Here is an 18937-nt window from a genome sequence, read left to right as displayed (position 1 = left end):
GGCGGATGACAAATAGCGCCTCCCACGCTCTGGGCACGGGGTCCGGACCGTCGTAAGTTCCCGCTCACAACATTCAGTTCGGGCGGATCATCCGACACCCGGCAATTCCCCCGAGAGCGCGCTTCTCGGCTTCCTCCTCACCACCCTCGTACGTCCGGTCGTGCGGTTGTCCGGTCGTGACACCAGAAAGGACCCTGCCCATGCGCAAGGGATTCCTCCTCCTCGCCACCGCCTCGGTGGCGCTGGCCGGCTCGCTCACTGCCTGCGGCGACTCCTCGTCGAGTGACGGTGACTCCGGCTCGGGCTCCGGCTCCGGCTCCAAGCCGAAGATCGGGGTGATCCTCCCGGACAGCAAGTCCTCGGCCCGTTGGGAGACCGCGGACCGCAAGTACCTCTCCGAGGCGTTCGAAGCGGCGGGCGTCGAGTTCGACATCCAGAACGCGCAGGGCGACAAACAGGAGTTCCAGACCATCGCGGACCAGATGATCACCAGTGGTGTGAACGTCCTGGTGATCGTGAACCTGGACAGCGGCACGGGCAAGGCGGTGCTCGACAAGGCCAAGGGGCAGGGCGTCGCCACGATCGACTACGACCGGCTCACCCTCGGCGGCTCCGCCCAGTACTACGTGAGCTTCGACAACACCGCGGTCGGCAAGCTGCAGGGCGAGGGCCTCAGCAAGTGCCTGAGCGACAAGAAGGCCGAGAAGCCCGTCATCGCCACCCTCAACGGCTCCCCGACGGACAACAACGCCACGCTCTTCGCCGACGGCTACAACGGCGTCCTCGGCCCGAAGTACAAGTCGGGCGACTACGTGAAGGGCCCGGACCAGTCCGTCCCGGACTGGGACAACGCCCAGGCCGGCACCATCTTCGAGCAGATGCTCACCAGCCAGCCCAAGATCGGCGGTGTGCTCGCCGCCAACGACGGTCTCGGCAACGCGGCCATCGCCGTCCTGCGCAAGCAGAACCGCAACGGCGAGGTCCCGGTGACGGGCCAGGACGCCACCGTGCAGGGCCTGCAGAACATCCTCGCGGGCGACCAGTGCATGACCGTCTACAAGGCGGTCAAGAAGGAGGCCGACGCCACGGCCGCTCTCGCCGTCTCCCTCGCCAAGGGCAAGAAGGGCGAGACGAACGCGACCGTCGAGGACCCCGAGGGCAAGCGCGAAGTCCCGTCCGTGCTGGAGACGCCGGTAGCCATCTACAAGGACAACGTCAAGGACGTCGTGGACGACGGTTTCGTCACCGAGGAAGAGCTGTGCAAGGGCAAGTACGCCGCCCGGTGCGCCCAGGCCGGCATCAAGTAGCCCAGAAGGGCCGACCGGACCGTTACCCCTGGTCCGGTCGGCTCGGCCGGCCAAGCCGACCGGACCGACCGGGTCCCGGGCCCCGGGGGGCTCCCACCGCCCTGGGATCCGCGGCCTCACGACGACCCCAAGGAGCCGTCTTCCATGACAGCGACCCCGACGACCCCGATCCTTCGACTGTGCGGGATCGACAAGAGCTTCGGCGCCGTGCGGGTACTGCACGACGTGTCCCTCGACGTCCTTCCGGGGGAGGTGACCGCCCTCGTCGGAGACAACGGTGCGGGCAAGTCCACGCTGGTCAAGTGCATCGGCGGAATCCATCCGATGGACGGTGGCGAGTACTGGTTCGAAGGTGAGCAGGTCCAGGTGCACAGCCCGCGTGAGGCGGCGGCCCTGGGCGTCGAGATCGTGTACCAGGACCTGGCGCTCTGCGACAACCTCGACATCGTGCAGAACATGTTCCTCGGCCGCGAGAAGCGCCGGGGGCTCGTCCTGGACGACACGACGATGGAGGAGATGGCCGCCCAGACCCTCGAAGCACTGTCGGTGCGCACCGTCAGGTCCATCCGCCAGCAGGTCTCCAGTCTCTCCGGCGGCCAGCGGCAGACCGTGGCCATCGCCAAGGCCGTGCTGTGGAACAGCAAGGTCGTCGTCCTGGACGAGCCGACCGCCGCGCTCGGTGTCGCCCAGACGGCACAGGTCCTCGAACTGGTCCGGCGGCTGGCCGACAACGGTCTCGCCGTGGTCCTGATCTCGCACAACATGAACGACGTCTTCGCGGTGTCCGACCGGATCGCCGCCCTCTACCTGGGCCGGATGGCCGCCCAGGTCAGCACCTCGGACGTGACGCACTCCCAGGTCGTCGAACTCATCACCTCGGGCCGCAGCGGGGACCTCGGCCTCGCCCAGAGCAACGGAGTCACCGCATGACCGCCGCAGTCGCCCCCGAGAAGCCGGAACTGCCGCGCGGCCCCGGTGCGCCGAAGAAGAACGGAGCGGCCACAGCCGCGAGTCTGCGCTCGGTCGCCAGGAACTACGTCGACCGGGTACGGGGCGGCGAGTTGGGCGCCCTGCCCGCCGTCCTCGGTCTGATCGTCCTGTGCGGGTTCTTCGCCGCCCTGCGCCCGGTCTTCCTGTCCGAGCTGAACTTCGCCAACCTGCTCACCCAGGGCGCGGGCAGCATCGCCATCGCCATGGGACTGGTCTTCGTCCTCCTCCTCGGCGAGATCGACCTGTCCGCGGGGTACGCCAGCGGGGTCTGCGCCGCCGTCCTCGCCATCCTGCTCACCGACCACGGATGGCCCTGGTACGGCGCGGCCGGCGCGGCGATCCTCACCGGCACGGCCATCGGTCTGCTGCTCGGCCTGCTGGTGGCGAAGGTCGGCATCCCCTCGTTCGTGGTCACGCTGGCCGCCTTCCTGGGGTTCCAGGGCATCGTGCTGATGCTCCTGAAGGAAGGCACCAACATCTCGATCCGGGACGAGACGATCCTGGCCGTCGCCAACAACAACCTCTCCCCGGCGCTGGGTTGGGTCCTGCTCGCCGTCAGTGTCGGGGCGTACGCGGCCATCCAGTTCCGGCAGAGCCGCAACCGCCGGCGGCGCGGGCTCGCCCCCGCTCCACCCGCCCTGCTCGCGGTCAGGATCGGCGGCCTGGCGGTGCTCGGCGCGATCGCCGTCCACCTGCTCAACCAGGAGCGCAGCCGCAACGTCATCGTCGACTCGCTCAAGGGTGTACCGATCGTGGTGCCGGTCATCGCCGTCCTGCTCGTCGCCGGTACGTTCCTCCTCCAGCGCACCTCCTTCGGTCTGCACATCTACGCGGTGGGCGGCAACGCCGAGGCGGCCCGCCGGGCCGGCATCAACGTGGCGGTCATCCGGATCTCCGCTTTCGTCATCTGCTCCGCCCTGGCCGCGGTCGGCGGCATCATCGCCGCGTCCCGGGGCAACTCGGTGGACCCCAACACCGGTGGCAGCAACGTGCTGCTGCTGGCGGTCGGCGCCGCCGTGATCGGCGGGACGAGCCTGTTCGGCGGGCGGGGCAGGGTCGTCGACGCCGTGCTCGGCGGCATGGTGGTCGCGGTCATCCAGAACGGCATGGGCCTGATGGGGTACAGCTCAGGGGTCAAGTACGCTGTCACGGGTTCGGTCCTGCTGGTGGCCGCAGGCGTGGATGCGCTGTCCCGTCGCCGGGCCGTACGTCGATGATGTCTGGGGTGCCATGAAAGCCGGTCCCTCGCAGGAGGAGATCCGCCGGCACAACCTCGGCACCCTACTCCGTCATGTGCACATCGGCGGATCCATGTCGCGTGCCGTCCTGGCCGAGCGCATGGGGCTCAACCGCAGCACCATCCTGGGTCTGGTGAGCGAACTGGGCTCGGCCGGCCTGGTCCGCGAGGAACTGCCCCGGGAGACCGGCAGGGCGGGCCGGCCCTCCCTGGTGGTACGGCCCGAGTCGGACCGCGTGTACGTCCTCGCCTTCGACGTGGGGGTGGACCGGCTGGCCGCCGCCCGCATCGGCCTGGGCGGGGTCTTCCTCGACCGCAGGGAGATCTCGGTGCTTCCCGGCCGTCGTCACGCCGGCAAGGTGGCCGAGGTCCTCGCCGGCTCCGCGCTGGACATGCTGGGCGCGGCCGGGCACGGCACCTACTGCGTCGGGGTGGCCGCCGCCGTCCGCGGGATGGTCCGCCGACCCGATGGCCTCGTCCGAGCCGCCCCCCACCTCGGCTGGGAGGACGAGGAGTTCGGCGAGGACCTCATGCGTCTGCTGGACCTCGGCCTGCCCGTCTCGGTGGGCAACGAGGCCAGTCTCGGCGCGCTCGCGGAGCACCTGCGCGGAGCCGGAACCGGCTGCCAGGACCTCGTGTACCTGCACGGCGACATCGGTATCGGCGGCGGTGTCATCACCGGCGGCCAGTTGCTGGCCGGCGACCAGGGATACGGCGGCGAGATCGGGCACATGGTCGTCAACCCCCGGAATGGCAGGCCGTGCGGCTGCGGAGCGCGCGGCTGCCTCGAAGCCGAGGCGGGGGAGCGTGCCCTGCTGGAGGCCGCACAGCGCGACCCGTCGGCCACCGGCCGGGAAGCCGTACACGCTGTCGTCGAAGCGGCGGACCGGGGCGACATCACGGCCCGCGCCGCCCTGCACGACGTCGGCGACTGGCTCGGCATCGGTGTCGCCAACCTGGTCAATGTGCTCAACCCGCGCACGGTCGTCTTCGGCGGGACGCTCCGCGAGGTGTTCCTCGGCTCGGCCGCCCAGATCCGCAGCCGTATCAACCGCATCGCCCTCAGAGCCTCCCGCGAGAACCTGCGACTGCGAGTGGGGGAACTCGGCGACGACGCGGTGCTCATCGGAGCCGCCGAACTCGCCTTCTCCGAGATCCTGGTCGGCCCCCTGGAGACGCTGGCTCGCGCCGGAGCGTAGTGCCGAACCGGGGCGTGGCGCCGAATCGGACAGAGGACGGGCCGGCTCACGGATGGAGCCGGCCCGTCCGGTCGTGTCAGCGGCTCAGCAGGCCTTGCGGACGTAGTCGCCGCCGCCGGGGGCGGTGACGAACACATCACGCAGGACGACGCTGAGGCGGCCGCCCCACTGGGCGCATGTCTCGTCGAAGTACTTCTGCTGGTACTCGATCACGATGACGTGGTCGTTGAAGCCCTCGGTGTAGTCGCCGCATTCCTTCCACTCGCCGCACTCCTCGGCCACGGCGAAGTCCAGGCCGGTCTCGGAGCGCTCGGTGGAGAGCTCAGGCGTGTTCTTCTGTGCGATGGCCAGGCCCTTGTCGTGGGCGTGGTCCGCGAGCAGCCTGACGAACGCCTTGGCGTTGTCCTGGCTGATCAGGTCGGTTCGGGTGAAGGAGTCGAGGTTGTCGGGCTCGACGGCGTCGAAACCCTTGTCGGCGCAGGCGTCGATCCAGGAGTTGACCTTCGCGGCGACCCGCTGGCGCTTGGCGGCGGTGCGGATGTCGAGGAAGGCCTCGTCCCAGTCCGGGTCGTAGACGACCTCTCCGTCGGCGTCCGTCAGCAGCAGGTCGCCCCACTCCTCCTCGGCTCCCGGCTGGGCCTGGAAGGCGTTGACGTAACAGATGTTGTACAGGCCGGCGGCCGGGGAGGCGGTGTGGTCGCGGGAGACGACCTTCACGTCGGCAGCCGGGGTGTAGGCCTGGCCGATCTGGTAGTCGAAGGGCTCGTTGACCGGCGGCAGTTCCACCGCCGGGGCGGCAGCGTTCGCACTTGCGGAGACGAGCAGTGTGCCGACGACGGCACACGTCAGGGACGCTGCCACGACGGCGGGCTTGCGGGATCGCACGCGATGGGTGTGGGGCATGTGGAGCTCCAGAAGGTGGGGGTACGTCCCCGCCTCGGACTGCGCTTCGATGCGTCCGTCCTGGCGACTGTGTCCGGACTTGCGGTGGAGAGAACCGCACTACCGGCTGGGCGTACCTCTGGCGCCAGGGGTCTTGATGTTGGCGCTGCAGGGAGTAAACCGAGCGGCTCACGTCATGTCAACCGGCCGGATCCGGTTGCGGAACGTTCAACACCAAACTCGTCTTTGGCACCAAGTAGTCCGCTTTCTCCACCAGTTGAGGCACTTTGACGGCGCGCCTGCGGAGCATGAAAGCCCAAGATTCAGGCGCCAACTGGCCAGTGAAAGCGGATGACTTGGTGAAAACCCAGCATTAAATCACTTGCTCAGTCGGCGGTGAGGGCCGGGTAGTCGGTGTAGCCCTCGGCGTGGCCGGCGTAGTGGGTGTCCTGGTCGCTGTCGGCCAGCGGACGGTCCTGCGCGAAGCGCTCGACCAGGTCGGGGTTGGCGATGAAGGGGGCGCCGAAGGAGACCGCGTCGACGATGCCGTGGTCGAGGATCTCGTTGCCGAGGGTCTGGGTGAAGCCGAGGTTGGCGACGATGTTGCCCTGGTAATGGGCGCGGTAGCGGGAGAAGAGGGCGATGCGCTCCTCGATGGTGCCGGGGGCGCCCAGGAGGTGCAGATAGGCCAGGTCGCTGTCGTTGAGCTTCTTGAGCAGCTGGTCGTAGTCGGCGAGTGTCTCCTCGTCCGCGGTGAACGCCGTTCCGCTGGTCCAGCCCGGGGACATCTTCACGCCGATACGGTCGCCGCCCCACACGTCACTGACGGCGTCGAGGATGTCGAGGAGGAACCGGGCCCGCTTCTCGCTGCTGCCTCCGTAGGCGTCGGTGCGCTGGTTGAGACGGGGGTTGAGGAACTGCGGGATCAGGTGGGACACCTGGGCGTGGAGTTCCACGCCGTCGAAACCGGCGCGGCGGGCGTTCTCGGCCGCACGGCGGTAGTCGGCGATGGTGTCGGCGATCTCGGCGGCGGTGTAGGCGCGCGGGGTGAGGGTGTCCTTCGGGCCGGAGGGGGTGAAGGACTTCTCGCCGGGGTTGACGGCCGAGGGCCCGGCGGGCAGGCGGCCGCCGAGGTGGTCGGGGTGGGAGGCCGCTCCGGCGTGGCCGAGCTGGGAGATGATCCGCCCGCCCGCCTCGTGGACGGCTCCGGTGACCTTCGCCCAGCCGGCGGTCTGCGTGTCGGTGTAGATGCCGGGGACGTTGATGAAGCCGATCGCGTCGGGGCTGACCCAGGTTCCCTCGGTGACGATCAGTCCGGCGCCGGCGCGCTGCGCGTAGTAGGTCGCGTGCAGGTCGGTGGGGGCCAGCTCGGCGTTGTGAGCGCGGGCGCGGGTCATGGGGGCCATGACGACGCTGTTGCGGAGCTCCAACGCGCCGAGGCGGACGGGCTGCAGCAGGGGCTGGGGGGTCATGAGCAACTTCCTTGTGCCGGGGGGTGGATGAGGAGAGGGTGAGGACCGGGCGAGGGTCCGGCTCAGTCCTGTTTGAGGGCGTGCAGGGCGGAGAGTGGGCCGCCGAGTTGCATGAGGCGTCCGCCCTCGCGCAAGGAGCCGAGATCGACGGGGGCGAACCCGAAGGCGGCGGTGAGGTCCTTGACGGTCGTCTTGGCATCGGCGTCGTCACCGGCGAGGAACAGCACCTGCCGTCCGGCCCGATGGCGCGGATCGGCCGCGATGTACTGGCCGTAGAGGGTGTTGAACGCCTTGACGACACGGGCTCCGGGCAACAGTGAGGCGACGTACTCGCTGCCGGTCAGCTCGCCCAGGTCGGCGATCTTCGGGTGCGGGGGCGGGGAGACGAACTGGTTGGTGGCGTCGATGACGACGCGTCCGCCGAAGTGCGGCAGGCCGGCTGTCGCGTCCGGGATCTGCGGCCAGCCGACCGCGAGGAGTACGAGTTCCGCCGCGGCGGCTTCCTCCGGGGTGCCGGCGTGGGCGAGCGGTCCGAGTTCGTCGGCGAGCCCGGCCAGGGAGGCGGGGCCGCGGCTGTTGCTCAGGACGACCTGGTGGCCGTGGGCCACGGCATGACGGGCGATGGCCTGGGCGACGGTTCCGGAGCCGAGGGTTCCGATCTGCATGGCAGTACCCTTCGCGGGGTTCAGGACGCGGGGCTGGTGAGCAGGACGGTTCCGCTCCTGCCGGGGCGGTGGACATGGTCGACGGCCTTCGCGAAGTCGGCGAGGTCGTAGCCGGCTGCGACCTCGAAGAGTTCCGGGGCGGTCGCGGCCAGACCGGCGGCGAAGGCGACGTCCTCGGCCCGTTCCTCAGGCGTGCGGGTCATCCACCGGCCGATGGACACGCCCCGCACGGTCAGGGCCCGCGGTGTCAGCCCGAGCGACTCCAGCGGCGTGCTGCCGGAACCGAGCTGTCCGTACGTGATCAGCGTGCCGTCGTCGTCGAGCAGCCCGGCCAGCTCACCGGTCAGGGATCCGCCCACCGCGTCCAGTACGACCTGGGCACCCCGGCCGCCGGTCGCGTCCCGGACCTGGGCGGGCCAGTCCGCGTCGGCCGTCGAGATGGTCGGCAGTGTGGGGAAGCGCTGCCGCAAGGTCTGTGCGCCCGTGGCGCTGCGTACCAGGTTGACCAGTGGGATGTCGTGCCTGAGCGCTGCGGCGCTGACCAGTTTTCCCAGCGACGAACCGGCGGCCGTCTGCACCACCGGACCTGTCTGGCCGTGCTGGGCGTCCTCGACCGCCCTCAGCAGAGTGAGCAGGGTGAGCGGGTTGACCAGCATCAGTGCCGCGGTCTCGTCGCTGAGGCCCTCGGGTACCCGCACCACCAGATCGGCCGGCGCCGTGAGGAGTTCGCTCCACGCGCCCGGCACCGGGAAGAACGCGACCCGTTGACCTGGCCGCAGATCCTGTACGCCCTCGCCGACGGTCTCGACGACGCCCATTCCCTCCAAACCGGGAATCCGTGGCGTGGCGAACCGCCCTTGCGGCGCACCCGGAAAGCCCCGCACTCCCGCCAGGTCGCCGGGGTGCATGGGCCGGGACAGAACACGCACCTGCACCTGGCCGGCTGCGGGCACGGTGGGAGGCGGCTGCTCGCTCAGGCGCAGGACCTGCCTGGCTTCTCCGTGCTGGTCGTGGGTGATGGCGCGCATGACACTCCCGTTGCATGGATTAATAATGATGGGCATCATCGTAACTCTTGCTATGATGAGAGGCATCATCGAAAAGGTCAAGTCGCGAGCGACGTGGGAGGACGGCAATGCCGCGGATCACCAAGGAGGACAAGGCCCGCAACCGGCAGAACATCCTCGAAGCGGCGGGCCGCATGTTTCGCTCGCAAGGCGTCGACGCGGTCGGCATCGCCGAGCTGATGAAGGAAGCCGGACTCACCCACGGCGGCTTCTACAACCACTTCGCCTCCAAGAACGACCTGGTCGTGGAGGTGTGCGGGGCCTCCTTCGCCGCCTCGCTCGGGACTCTGGCCCGGACGGTCGAGGACGGGCCGGACCAGGGCGGTTCTCCGCTGGAGCGGGTCGTGGCCGGGTACCTGTCCACCGCGCACCGTGACGCCCCGGACGGCGGCTGCCCTTCCGCCTCCCTGGTCACCGACGCCGGACGGCACAGTGGAGCCGTGCAGAGCGCGTACGCCGAAGGGGTCGAGGGTTATCTCACCGGCTTCGCCGCCGAGTTCCTGCGCGAAGCCGAGGAGAAGGGGCACGAGCTCGACCCGGGCGAGGCCCGCCGTCAGGCCGTGCGCCTGCTCAGCGAGATGGTCGGCGCGATGATGCTCGCCCGGGCCGTACGCCACGTCGAGCCCGAGCTCTCCAACGAGATCCTGCAGACCGGCCGCAGCCGCGCCCTCGACTGACGCGACTCAGACGCGACTCAGACGCGTTGGGCGATTTCGAGGTCGATGCCGAGGGCCGCGAGCTCAGCCCGCACTCGGTCTCCTTGGAGGAATCGTTCATGGAACTCACCGCAGAGAGCGTCGAATTCACCGCTGCAGCTGCCCGATGACCCCCGTACTCGACGAGACCGCCGCCCGTCCCCCCGCCCGTCTCCAGGTCCGGGTACCCGCCCGGTTCCGTCATCTCCTCGCCGCCGAGTGGATCAAACTCTGGGCGCTGCGGTCCACTTACTGGGTGCTCGGTGTCGGTGCGCTGACCGTGATCGGCATCAATGTGAACTCCGCCGTGTCCAACGCGGACCGGCTGGCGCGTCAGGCCCTGCGGCCGCCGGAGAGGCCGGAGTTTCCGGACCGCTCCGAGTTCCTGTTCGATCCGCTCACCACAGCGTTCGTCGATCCCGCCTGGCAACTGTTCATGATCATCGCTGCCACGGTGGGGGCGATCGCGGTCTTCGGCGAGTACTCCAGTGGGCTGATCCGTACGACCTTCGCCGCCGTCCCCGACCGGCAGGCGGTGATCGCCGCCAAGGTGACCGTGGTGTCGGCGGTCGGCGTGCTGGTCTCCGGCACTTCCTTCGGCGTCACCCAGATGCTGCTGCGTGATGATGGCGGCCTGTCGTTGGGCGACCCGGGCGCACTGCGCGCCGTGGCCGCAGCCGCTCTGCTCGCACCGCTGTGCGCGCTGGTCGGTATGGCGGTGGGGGCGGCCGTCCGGCACGCCGCGGGCTCCGTCGTCACGGTCATCGCCCTGCTGTTGCTGCTACCGGTGCTCTTCCAGGGCGAGCGCTTCCGCTGGGTCAAGGAGATCGGCAACGCCATGCCGCTCAGCGCGTGGGAGCGGCTGGTGACGAACCCTGAGAAGGCATACGACCTGGGCAAGTATCCACTGACGGTCGGCGAGGCGTGGACCGTGTACGGCGCGTGGGCCACCGCCGCGGTGGTCATCGCGGTGCTCGTGGTACGACGCCGGGACGTGTGAACGGGGCCGCTTCTCCGCCAACCGCACTCCGTGGTCAGGGGAGCCGGCGGGGGCGCCGCGGCGGGTCATGCCGTGCGGGCCTCCTCCGTGATGGCCTGGTCCAGGATCTCCAGGCCGAGGGTCAGTTCCTCCTCGGTGGCGGTCAGGGGCGGGGCGATGCGCAGGGTGCCACCCATGCCCGGCAGCTGCACGATGTTCATGTGCAGGCCCAGTTCGAGGCAGCGGCCGGTGACACGGGCACCCAGGGCGTCCCCGGCCGATGTGCCGGTGCCGCCCGTGGCGAACTCGACGCCGAGGAGCAGGCCCCTGCCGCGTACGTCGCCGATCACCGGGTGGCGGGCGGCGAGTTCGTCGAGGCCCTTGCGCAGGAACTCCCCGCGGCTGTGGGCCTGTTCGTCGAGGCGGTCGGTTTCGAGGACGTCGAGGACCGTGTTGCCGACCGCCGCGACGAGCGGGTCGGAGACGTGGGTGGTGAAGAACAGGAAGCCGCGTTCGTGGGCCCGTTCCTCGATCTCCGCGCTGGTGATCACCGCGGCGAGCGGGAGCCCCGCGCCGAGTGTCTTGGACAGGGTGAGGAGGTCGGGGACGACCCCGTCGCGTTCGAAGGCGTACCAGGTGCCCGTGCGGCAGAGGCCGGTCTGCGCCTCGTCGAGGATCAGGAGCATCCCGCGCTCCAGGCACTTGCGACGCAGGGCGGCGAAGTAGCCGGCGGGCGGCTCGATCATCCCACCGGAGCTGAGGATCGGCTCGACCAGGCACGCGGCCAGGCTGCCGGTGGACTGGGCGTCGATGAGGTCGAAGGCGAGGTCCAGCTGGCGCTGCCAGTCGAGGGTCCCGTCGGGGTGCGTGATGTCGGGGTGGTGGGAGTGGGGTACGGGGATGGCGAAGTTGCCCGGCGCGCCGGGTCCGTACCCTTTGCGTCCCGCGCTGTACGTGGCCGACGCGGCGGCCTGGGTCATGCCGTGCCAGGACCGCGCGAACGACACGATCTCGTGGCCGCCGGTGACGAGTTTCGCCATCCGTACCGCGGCCTCGTTCGACTCCGCGCCCGTGGTGAGCAGCAGTACCTTGTCGAGCGGGTCGGGCAGCGTACCGGCCAGCCGCCGCGCGAGGTCCACGACGGGGCGGCTGAGCATGCCGCTGTAGAGGTGGTCGAGGCCGGCGATCTGTCGCTGGACGCACTCCACGATGCGTGGATGACTGTGCCCCAGGATCGCGCTCATCTGGCCGGAGGTGAAGTCGAGGATCCGGCGGCCGTCGGCGGTGTGCACGAAGCTGCCGCTCGCGCGCTCGATGATCTCGGGAGTGAAGGCGACGCCGTAGCGCAGCAGATGGCGCCGTGCGTCGTGCCAGAACTGTGCGTCGTGGTCCGTGCCGGTCGTGTCGTCTGCCATGACGTCGACGGTAGGGACGGGGCGAGGCTCGCGTCCATCACACGACGTCGGCTTTCCTGTGCGGAAAACCGCCGTCGTGGTCCGTCGTGGTGCTCCCACCCGCGCCGCCGTCCGCGTGGCCCTCGACGACCCTGCGGCACGATCCGACGCTTCCGCCCCTCAGACATGGGGGAGGGGCCGCCAAATACCTCAGCCGTCGAAAACGGCGTACAACACCACAACAACTGCCAAGCGCACGGCAGTTGTCGCCATGGACGTGGCCGAGGTCGTAGCGTGGGATCATGCCCGAACGCACGCACACCCTCCACCCCGCAGAGCGGCCCCGGCGGGACGCGGCTCGTCGGCACGGCGCGTATCCCCTGCCGACACACGGCCACAGCTTTGAGCAGGAGGGCTTCACCCACGGTGCGACGCACGCTCAACTCCCCTCCGCAGCGGCCATCCTGTACGGCTCCTACGAGGGCCCCGACGAACAGGTGACTCTCGGCGTGGGACTGGATGCGCTGGTCCAGGAGACGAAGCTGTGGCGGTGACGGGTCCACGTGGGGCATGGCGGTGGGCCGTGGCGGTATGGCTGGTCCTCGTGGCAGCCGCGGGCGGCCTGACCTTGTGGTGGCAGGACCCGGCAGAACCGCAGCGACACGGGAGGGAGGAGTCAGGCCCGACACCGTCGCTTCCCGAGGGATGGCAGTCGGCGTGCGCGGACGCCACACCGGACGAGAACGGCCAGACACTCTGCTTCTTCAGGACTCGCTAGTGCTGCGTTCCTTGAACGAGGTGGACATGAACAGAGCGGCCAGTACCAGGCTGGTGGTGCCCGGCAAGGCACCTCGCGGCGTTGTCGTACGGCCCGAGCGTATCCGTGCACGGGTCGTACTCCACCTTGCGATGCGTCTCACCGGACACCAGGGCGCGATCCGACACGATCCAGAGGATGCGAAACGTCCTAAGCCAGCAGGGCGCCGAGGAGCAGACCGCCGATCAGGCCGACAGCGCTGACCACGAGGGCGGGTACGGCGAGTCGCTCGTGCCGGACGGTCTTGGCGATGATGGCCAGTATCAGGCCGATCACACCGAAGACGATCGGGAAGAAGAGCAGCGAGATCACGCCCAGCACCATCGCGATGATGCTCAGCACGTTGCCCGTTGCCGTGCCCTGCGGTGCACTTTGGCGTTGCTGCCCGGTCGGTCGGTCGCCATACTGCGTGGTCATCTGTCTCTCCTTCGGGTGATCGCACTCGGACCCGATCCCGTCATGGATCGGCCACCCTACGATTGCCCCCGATTCCCGTGGAAACACCGCGACTTGAGGCCGCGGTCACCATGACCACGACATGACCACGAGGAGAGCCGTACGGTCATCACCCGTGCCGCCAGGCCACCGGCCGACAAGGACCGCCTGCAGACACCCAACGGCCGGCCCGCCGTCACCGGACGACGCACATGTGACTAGGAGCCCTCGCCCTTGCTGGGTGTGAGAGGGAAGGATGCCTCGTCGCGGTTCGTGCCGTCGATGATCCACCATCTGTCCTCGCCGAGAAGAGCCAGTTCGGCGCGGCCGTCGCCGTCCCAGTCCTGGACGGCGAAGAGCGTGCCGTCGACGGGGCCGTCGTCTCCCGGCACGGAGCGCTTGGTGGCGCGCCAGGGCTTCGACCCGAGCCCGTACTCGGAGCCACCCCGCAGTACCTCGATCCGCGCGTCCCCCGTCTCCTTCTTCCTGGTGAGTTGTACGGCCAGGTCGTCGCAGCCGTCGCCGTCGAAGTCCGCGGCGGCGAGCCTGGCGCCGAAGCCTTCCTTGAAGCCGCCGCCGTCCATGGTCACCCACTTCCCCGGCTCCTTCCCGTAGCGGACGCTGACCTGGCCGCGCCGGTGGGGTGTGTCGATCTCGTCGTCGCCGTCGACGAAACTCCGGCCGATGGCGACGTCCTGCCGCCCGTCGCCGTCGAAGTCGCCGAAGACGACGTTCTCGCCCTCCGGCAGACGCTCGGGCTCTCTGCTCAGACCGGCGGCGGTACGGGCGCCGCCGGTGAACAGCAGGGGCGGATCCCATGGCGAGTCGTAGAGCGCGAGATCGGTGGCGCGGTCGTCGTTCGCGTCCCCCGCGACCAGCACGGGCGACGCGCCCTCGTGGACCGGGCTGGGGATCTCCACGGTCCGGGCAGGGGCTCCGGAGCGCCTGAACGGTCCCTTGAGGACGACCAACTCCTGATCCTCGTTCGAGAACCTGAAGACCACGAGGTCGGTGTGGCCGTCTGCGTCGAAGTCACCGGCGATCGGCGCGGTGCTGTATCCGCTGCCCGGCAGGGGCACACGCCCGTGCGGTCCGTCGGCCTGCGGGCCCTTGGGGCCTCCCCACAGGACCTGGGCGGCGCCGCTGACGACCAGGTCGGCGTGGCCGTCCTCATCCAGGTCGGCGATCGTGGGCTGCCACGGATCATCGCCCGTCTGGATGTCGTCCGGCACGCCGAGGTCGTCCTGGGAGAGGACAGTCGTGCGGTCGTGGTCCGGACCGTGCGCGGAGCCGGGCACGACGACCACGTCGACCTTGAGCGACCGGGAGATCTCGTGCACCAGATCGACGAAGCCGTCCCCGTCGAGGTCGGGGCTCACGGGGGTGTCCTCGCGCGCCGAATCGGCCGGTCGGCAGGGGCTGTTGGGCACCGAGCGTGCGCCGTCGGACGGGAGAAGGACAAGGGCCACCACCACCGCCACCCCTACGAGGGAGGCCGACACGGCGTGCCACATGCGCAGGTGGCGGAAGAACGGACCGCCTGCTGTCGGAAAGTGCATCAGCCCACTTCAAGGGCGTGGACACGGCCCGCACAAGGAAGCAGATCATTTTGTTACGGGGGTGATGCACGACGGGCCCGCCTCATCGGCGGCGTCCCGCGCAGCGGGCAGGTCGTCCCATCCCCACGAGCGGTTGCGACCGTCACGGACTCCGAGCGGCCACGCTTGCCCTCGACGTCGAGGGCGAGGTCGTGAGGTCGTGAAATCCGTCCTCGGGGTCCGGGCCGCGCGGCGTCACCTTGTCGTTCCCGCATCGGCGGCAACCCCTCGCTCATCACCATTGCCGCCGGCAATGCACCTCGCTATGTTAATGGCGAATCACCTATCTGCTACAAGACGCAGCACGCTCGGAGCATGCAAATGGCGCTCGCCGTAGCCTGACCCGGTGTCGCCCCCCTCGATGGGAAGCGGGTAAGTCAATGCAGAATCTCAGCAGAAGAAGGGCGTTGTCCCTCGGCGCCGCGCTCGGCCTGGTGGGTGTGGCGAACCCCGCCGGGGCGTTTGCGTCGACGGGCTCGGCGACGGGGGCCGCCGCGGGGGCCGATCCGGCATGGATCTGGGACGACGCGACGGATCCTCTGATGGTTTCGATGCTGGAGAACGGCCACGTGCCGACGATCAACACCGCGTGGGCGTCATGGGTGAACAACAACGACCCGCTGCCCGCCGGCCTCCCGGACGTGTTCGCCGCGCACCTGCGGCAGTTCAACCGGTTGCCCGCCTGGGCGGACCGCGCCAAGCTGGCACGCGCCGCCGACTTCAACCGGCGCAGGGACACGTACCTGTTCATGCTGTACGGCCTCGGCAGCGGAATCATGAGCACCGTGATCCCGCGCGAGGCCAAGAGCGTCTACTGGTCCGCGGGCGGCGCCGACATGCAGGACCGCGCGGCCAAGACGTTCACCTTCGGCTACGACCTGTCCCAACTGCGGGCCTTCGAGCCGACGGGGCAGTTCGTCGTCACCGCCAACAAGACACGTGTGGTGCACGCCGCGGTACGTCACCTGCTGCCGCAGTCTCCCCACTGGAAGGCGGTCGCCGACGAGACGATTCCGATCAGTGCCGCCGACATCCTGGTGACCTTCCACAGCCTGGGTACCTTCGTGTACAGGAAGCTGCTCGACTGGAAGATCCCTTTCCCGGCCGCGGACCAGGAGGCGTTCCTGCACTCGTGGCAGGTCGCCATCCATCTGCTCGGCGTACCGGACGAGCACATTCCGCAGACGTGGGCGGCTGCCGAGAAGCAGGCGGCGCAGGTGCTCACCCCGATACTCACTCCCTCCACCGAGGGCATCGCGCTGGCTGAGGACCTGCTGGGCCTGACCGCGCAGATCGACCTGGGCGTCACCCGCGGATTCCTGAACGAGTTCGTGCGTTACGTCCTCAACGACGAGGTGGGCGACTGGCTGGGGCTGAAACGCGATTACGCGTCGGCCGCCCTGGTCCGTACTGCCTGGCCGGCGTTCATCCTGTTCCGTGAGGGCCTCTCGCCCGTCATGCTGGGCACCTTCTACGTGTTCGACCAGTTCGTGCGCGCCCTGGCCATGCTGTTTCTCAACAAGGGCTCCTCCGGGACGACCACCCCCATCACGATCCCCACCGGCAACAGAGCGAGCTGAGCGGTCGATCCGTTCAGAGCCCCAGCGCGCCCAGCATCAGGGCGGTTACGGCCGCACGACGGTCGGGGCTGTCCCGCCACCGCAGTCTGCGTCCCGCCTCGACCACCACTCCGAACCCGGCGTGTACCAGCACCCGGGCCTGGCGCGGGTCCAACTCGGGACGGACCAGCCGCAGTTCCTGTTCCCAGACGGCTATGTGGTCCCGCTGCGCGAGGACCACGGGCTGTCGCAGTCCGGCAGGCAAGCCGGCGAGTTCGGCCTCGGCGACGCTGTTCAGTTCGGTGTACTCGAAGCTGTAGGCCACATGGGTCGCCGCCAGCGCGACGACGGCCTCGTAGGACCCCGCCACCTCGTGCAGGTTGCGTTCCACACCCTGGGCCAGCAGTCCGGCGGCCTGAAGGCACGCGGCTGCCAGGATGTCGATCTTGCCGGGATAGTGGCGGTAGAGCGCGGACGGGGTCAGTCCCACCGCTTCGGCGATCTGTCCGTTCGTGACGCTGGGGAATCCGTGCCGGGCGAACAGCGGGATGGCGGCCGCGAGGATCTCCGCGCGTCGCGTGCGCGGTACCGGCCGGGCGGGCAGATCGATGCGCTGCGCTGCGGGCCGGCCCGAGGTCGGATCGCTCGCCGCCACGCTCGACGCGGACGCCAGCAGCAGTTCCTCGGCCCGGCGTTGGGCGATGGACGTGTGGTGCATCGTGATGGATCCGATCGCGCCGAGGGCCGCCGTGGCCCGCAGTCGCTCGTCGGCCAGCGGGTGCTCGCGTTGTACCGCGTCATCGACCCGCTCGACGAGGTGACCGAACTTCGCTGCGAGACGGTGGCGGTCCTCGCGGCTGAGGTACCGGGCCTCCCAGCGGTACACGCCGCCCGACGCGCGATGAGCGACGGTGATCCGGGTGAGGGCGGTGAGCACGTCCGCCAGGGCCGCCCCGGGCGGTACTTCGTCGAGCGCGGCGACCAGTCCGTCCACCATGACGTCGGCGCACTCGGCGAACAGCGCGTACTTGTTCGGGAAGTGCCGGTACAGGGCGGCCGCGGAGATGCCCACACCGGCAGCGACCTGTTCCATGGACGCCGAGTGGTAGCCGCGCTCGCTGAAGACCCGCCCGGCCGCCTCGACGATGAGCTGTCTGCGGTTGCGGGGCCGAGCGGCCGCGGTGCGGCCGGCGGTCTCGGCCGAACGGGCGGACGGGGAGGCGGAGGCCATGCGAATCAGTCAATCACACGCCGTCAGGAGGCGGGCTCCCTCGGCGCCGCCCGCACTGCCCCAGCCGTCCGAGTCGCTCGCAAAGCCCGCACAGGCCGCACAGGCCGCACAGGCCCGGCGCCTCGCCCTTTCCGTGTCGCGCCGCTCCGCCAGGGATACGCCCCCTAGGGCCCCCGGGGGTGGGGCCCGGGCCTTCGGCTTCGGGAGCAGCGCCGTTCCCGGTCGGAGGCATGCCGGGAGCGGTCCGTTTCAGGCGAAAGTGAGCACCGGCTTGACCACATCGCCGCCAACCATGGCGGCCACGGCCGCGCCGATGGCCTCGAAGGGGTACGTGGTGACCAGCCGGTCGAGCGGGAAGAGGCCACGTTCGTAGAGGCGTACCAGTTCGGGAATGAAGCGCGCGGGGTCGGAGTCCCCCTCGATCACTCCGTGCACACGGACCCCCTTGGCGAGCAGGCCCATCACGTCGAACGTCACCTCCCCACCGAGCCCGAGCAGGACGACGTTGCCGCGCGGGCGGAGCGCGCCGACGGCCTGGCGGGCCATCTGCGAAAGGCCGGAGGTCTCGATGACATGCTGCGCGCCCCCGCCGGTGAGGTCGCGCAGCGCCGCCACGAGTCCGTCCCCGGGTGGCAAGGCTGCCCCGGCGCCGAGTGCGGTGGCCAGGTCGCGGCGGGCGGCGACCGGATCGACGGCCACCACCGGGTCGCAGCCAACGGCGACCGCGGCCATCAGCGCGCTCAGGCCGACCGCGCCCGCGCCCAGGACGACCAGTGACGAGCCGGGTTCGGGGCGCAACCGGTTGAGGACGGTGCCCGCGCCGGTCTGGCCGCTGCAGCCGAGCGGCGCGGCGACCGTGTCCGGCAGCCCGGCCGGCACCCTGATCACACCGCGTTCGTGGACTACGGCGTACGTGGCGAAGCTGGACTGGCCGAAGAAGCCGGCGCGCAGTGGTGTGCCGTCGAGGGAGAGTGGGGTGGTGCCGTCCGCGCGTCCTCCGGAGAGGTTGTGGGTCCGCGCGGCGTGGCAGTAGGCCGGGTGGCCCGCCATGCACTGGTCGCAGGTGCCGCAGCTGGCGAAGGTGAGACAGACACGGTCCCCGGGCGCGAGGCCGGTCACCTCTGGTCCCACCGCCTCGATCCGGCCGGTGCCCTCATGGCCGAAGACCATCGGGGTGAGGTGGAGGCGCCAACTGTCCCGCATCCGCAGGTCGGTGTGACAGACACCGACAGCGGTCATCCTGACCAGGACCTCGTGGGCCCGCGGGTCCTCAATGTCCGCGGCGCGGACGGTGAACGGGGCGCCCGGCGCCCCGGTGACCGCGGCGCGGACGCGTCTCACGCGTTCTCTCCGGTATGCGCACCCCCGCGTTGCGGCTTCGCGCCGTCCTGCGGAGGCACTGCGGCTTTC

The 18937-nt window shown here is 69.9% G+C and carries 17 protein-coding genes; 8 read left to right on the top strand and 9 right to left on the bottom strand.

What is annotated here, in order from left to right; all coding sequences use genetic code 11:
* Window positions 1-200 precede the first annotated feature (200 nt).
* The 4 genes from ACH4DZ_RS34835 (at window position 201) to ACH4DZ_RS34820 (ending at window position 4733) form a co-directional block, all read left to right on the top strand.
* Complete coding sequence (locus ACH4DZ_RS34835) at window positions 201-1307, top strand: sugar ABC transporter substrate-binding protein (RefSeq protein ID WP_398292016.1); 1107 nt, start codon at window positions 201-203, stop codon at window positions 1305-1307.
* Between the two features lie 144 nt (window positions 1308-1451).
* On the top strand, window positions 1452-2237 hold the full coding sequence (locus tag ACH4DZ_RS34830) for an ATP-binding cassette domain-containing protein (RefSeq protein ID WP_398292014.1): 786 nt from the start codon (window positions 1452-1454) through the stop codon (window positions 2235-2237).
* Window positions 2234-3514 (top strand): sugar ABC transporter permease, encoded by a 1281-nt coding sequence (locus ACH4DZ_RS34825; RefSeq protein WP_398292012.1) that lies wholly within the window; start codon window positions 2234-2236, stop codon window positions 3512-3514. Before ACH4DZ_RS34830 ends, ACH4DZ_RS34825 begins: the two co-directional genes overlap by 4 nt.
* Before the next feature lie 13 nt (window positions 3515-3527).
* On the top strand, window positions 3528-4733 hold the full coding sequence (locus tag ACH4DZ_RS34820) for an ROK family protein (RefSeq protein ID WP_398292010.1): 1206 nt from the start codon (window positions 3528-3530) through the stop codon (window positions 4731-4733).
* Window positions 4734-4817: 84 nt separating this feature from the next.
* Here ACH4DZ_RS34820 and ACH4DZ_RS34815 read toward each other — a convergent pair whose 3' ends face one another.
* The 4 genes from ACH4DZ_RS34815 to ACH4DZ_RS34800 all read right to left on the bottom strand — a co-directional run bounded on the left by ACH4DZ_RS34815 (window position 4818) and on the right by ACH4DZ_RS34800 (window position 8780).
* Window positions 4818-5636, bottom strand: coding sequence for an endo alpha-1,4 polygalactosaminidase (locus ACH4DZ_RS34815; protein WP_398292008.1), 819 nt, complete (start codon window positions 5634-5636; stop codon window positions 4818-4820).
* A 365-nt stretch (window positions 5637-6001) separates the two neighbouring features.
* Window positions 6002-7087 (bottom strand): alkene reductase, encoded by a 1086-nt coding sequence (locus tag ACH4DZ_RS34810; RefSeq protein ID WP_398292006.1) that lies wholly within the window; start codon window positions 7085-7087, stop codon window positions 6002-6004.
* Window positions 7088-7149: 62 nt separating this feature from the next.
* Window positions 7150-7752, bottom strand: a complete 603-nt coding sequence (locus tag ACH4DZ_RS34805; RefSeq protein ID WP_398292004.1) for an NADPH-dependent F420 reductase — start codon at window positions 7750-7752, stop codon at window positions 7150-7152.
* 20 nt (window positions 7753-7772) lie between these two features.
* Entirely contained in the window at window positions 7773-8780 is a 1008-nt protein-coding gene (locus ACH4DZ_RS34800) for an alcohol dehydrogenase catalytic domain-containing protein (protein ID WP_398292003.1), read from the bottom strand.
* 107 nt (window positions 8781-8887) lie between these two features.
* On the opposite strand from ACH4DZ_RS34800, the gene ACH4DZ_RS34795 reads away from it, so the two are divergent.
* Window positions 8888-9496 carry a TetR family transcriptional regulator gene (locus tag ACH4DZ_RS34795; RefSeq protein WP_398292001.1) on the top strand — a complete coding sequence of 203 codons (609 nt, stop codon included), beginning with the start codon at window positions 8888-8890 and terminating at the stop codon, window positions 9494-9496.
* Window positions 9497-9641: 145 nt separating this feature from the next.
* The gene (locus tag ACH4DZ_RS34790) at window positions 9642-10514 is read left to right on the top strand and encodes an ABC transporter permease (protein WP_398291999.1); all 873 of its coding nucleotides are present in this window, start codon (window positions 9642-9644) and stop codon (window positions 10512-10514) included.
* Window positions 10515-10579: 65 nt separating this feature from the next.
* On the opposite strand, the gene ACH4DZ_RS34785 is transcribed toward ACH4DZ_RS34790, so the two are convergent.
* Window positions 10580-11908 (bottom strand): aspartate aminotransferase family protein, encoded by a 1329-nt coding sequence (locus ACH4DZ_RS34785; protein WP_398291997.1) that lies wholly within the window; start codon window positions 11906-11908, stop codon window positions 10580-10582.
* Window positions 11909-12189: 281 nt separating this feature from the next.
* Between ACH4DZ_RS34785 and ACH4DZ_RS34780 the strand changes: the two genes are divergently transcribed.
* A complete protein-coding gene (locus ACH4DZ_RS34780) occupies window positions 12190-12441 on the top strand; it encodes a hypothetical protein (protein ID WP_398291995.1) in 252 nt (83 codons plus the stop codon).
* Between the two features lie 413 nt (window positions 12442-12854).
* On the opposite strand, the gene ACH4DZ_RS34775 is transcribed toward ACH4DZ_RS34780, so the two are convergent.
* Both ACH4DZ_RS34775 and ACH4DZ_RS34770 read right to left on the bottom strand, forming a co-directional pair.
* Complete coding sequence (locus ACH4DZ_RS34775) at window positions 12855-13121, bottom strand: hypothetical protein (RefSeq protein WP_398291994.1); 267 nt, start codon at window positions 13119-13121, stop codon at window positions 12855-12857.
* A gap of 236 nt (window positions 13122-13357) precedes the next feature.
* Window positions 13358-14698 (bottom strand): FG-GAP repeat domain-containing protein, encoded by a 1341-nt coding sequence (locus tag ACH4DZ_RS34770; protein WP_398291992.1) that lies wholly within the window; start codon window positions 14696-14698, stop codon window positions 13358-13360.
* Between the two features lie 419 nt (window positions 14699-15117).
* Between ACH4DZ_RS34770 and ACH4DZ_RS34765 the strand changes: the two genes are divergently transcribed.
* Entirely contained in the window at window positions 15118-16317 is a 1200-nt protein-coding gene (locus tag ACH4DZ_RS34765) for an oxygenase MpaB family protein (RefSeq protein WP_398291990.1), read from the top strand.
* Between the two features lie 13 nt (window positions 16318-16330).
* Here ACH4DZ_RS34765 and ACH4DZ_RS34760 read toward each other — a convergent pair whose 3' ends face one another.
* Both ACH4DZ_RS34760 and ACH4DZ_RS34755 read right to left on the bottom strand, forming a co-directional pair.
* The gene (locus ACH4DZ_RS34760) at window positions 16331-17527 is read right to left on the bottom strand and encodes a TetR/AcrR family transcriptional regulator (RefSeq protein WP_398291988.1); all 1197 of its coding nucleotides are present in this window, start codon (window positions 17525-17527) and stop codon (window positions 16331-16333) included.
* A 249-nt stretch (window positions 17528-17776) separates the two neighbouring features.
* On the bottom strand, window positions 17777-18868 hold the full coding sequence (locus ACH4DZ_RS34755; protein WP_398291986.1) for an NAD(P)-dependent alcohol dehydrogenase: 1092 nt from the start codon (window positions 18866-18868) through the stop codon (window positions 17777-17779).
* Window positions 18869-18937 lie beyond the last annotated feature (69 nt).

The organism is Streptomyces sp. NPDC017991, from assembly GCF_044328075.1.
Lineage (GTDB): Bacteria > Actinomycetota > Actinomycetes > Streptomycetales > Streptomycetaceae > Streptomyces.
This window is presented reverse-complemented; position numbering and strand designations above follow the sequence as displayed.

Excerpts from the sequence above, each read along its gene's own strand:
- ACH4DZ_RS34835 (WP_398292016.1), top strand. The coding sequence starts at position 201 with ATGCGCAAGGGATTCCTCCTCCTCGCCACCGCCTCGGTGGCGCTGGCC.
- ACH4DZ_RS34765 (WP_398291990.1), top strand. The coding sequence starts at position 15,118 with ATGCAGAATCTCAGCAGAAGAAGGGCGTTGTCCCTCGGCGCCGCGCTC.
- ACH4DZ_RS34825 (WP_398292012.1), top strand. The coding sequence starts at position 2,234 with ATGACCGCCGCAGTCGCCCCCGAGAAGCCGGAACTGCCGCGCGGCCCC.
- ACH4DZ_RS34820 (WP_398292010.1), top strand. The coding sequence starts at position 3,528 with ATGAAAGCCGGTCCCTCGCAGGAGGAGATCCGCCGGCACAACCTCGGC.
- ACH4DZ_RS34785 (WP_398291997.1), bottom strand. The coding sequence starts at position 11,908 with ATGGCAGACGACACGACCGGCACGGACCACGACGCACAGTTCTGGCAC.
- ACH4DZ_RS34800 (WP_398292003.1), bottom strand. The coding sequence starts at position 8,780 with ATGCGCGCCATCACCCACGACCAGCACGGAGAAGCCAGGCAGGTCCTG.
- ACH4DZ_RS34770 (WP_398291992.1), bottom strand. The coding sequence starts at position 14,698 with ATGCACTTTCCGACAGCAGGCGGTCCGTTCTTCCGCCACCTGCGCATG.
- ACH4DZ_RS34815 (WP_398292008.1), bottom strand. The coding sequence starts at position 5,636 with ATGCCCCACACCCATCGCGTGCGATCCCGCAAGCCCGCCGTCGTGGCA.
- ACH4DZ_RS34790 (WP_398291999.1), top strand. The coding sequence starts at position 9,642 with ATGACCCCCGTACTCGACGAGACCGCCGCCCGTCCCCCCGCCCGTCTC.
- ACH4DZ_RS34830 (WP_398292014.1), top strand. The coding sequence starts at position 1,452 with ATGACAGCGACCCCGACGACCCCGATCCTTCGACTGTGCGGGATCGAC.
- ACH4DZ_RS34810 (WP_398292006.1), bottom strand. The coding sequence starts at position 7,087 with ATGACCCCCCAGCCCCTGCTGCAGCCCGTCCGCCTCGGCGCGTTGGAG.
- ACH4DZ_RS34795 (WP_398292001.1), top strand. The coding sequence starts at position 8,888 with ATGCCGCGGATCACCAAGGAGGACAAGGCCCGCAACCGGCAGAACATC.
- ACH4DZ_RS34760 (WP_398291988.1), bottom strand. The coding sequence starts at position 17,527 with ATGGCCTCCGCCTCCCCGTCCGCCCGTTCGGCCGAGACCGCCGGCCGC.
- ACH4DZ_RS34805 (WP_398292004.1), bottom strand. The coding sequence starts at position 7,752 with ATGCAGATCGGAACCCTCGGCTCCGGAACCGTCGCCCAGGCCATCGCC.
- ACH4DZ_RS34775 (WP_398291994.1), bottom strand. The coding sequence starts at position 13,121 with ATGACCACGCAGTATGGCGACCGACCGACCGGGCAGCAACGCCAAAGT.
- ACH4DZ_RS34780 (WP_398291995.1), top strand. The coding sequence starts at position 12,190 with ATGCCCGAACGCACGCACACCCTCCACCCCGCAGAGCGGCCCCGGCGG.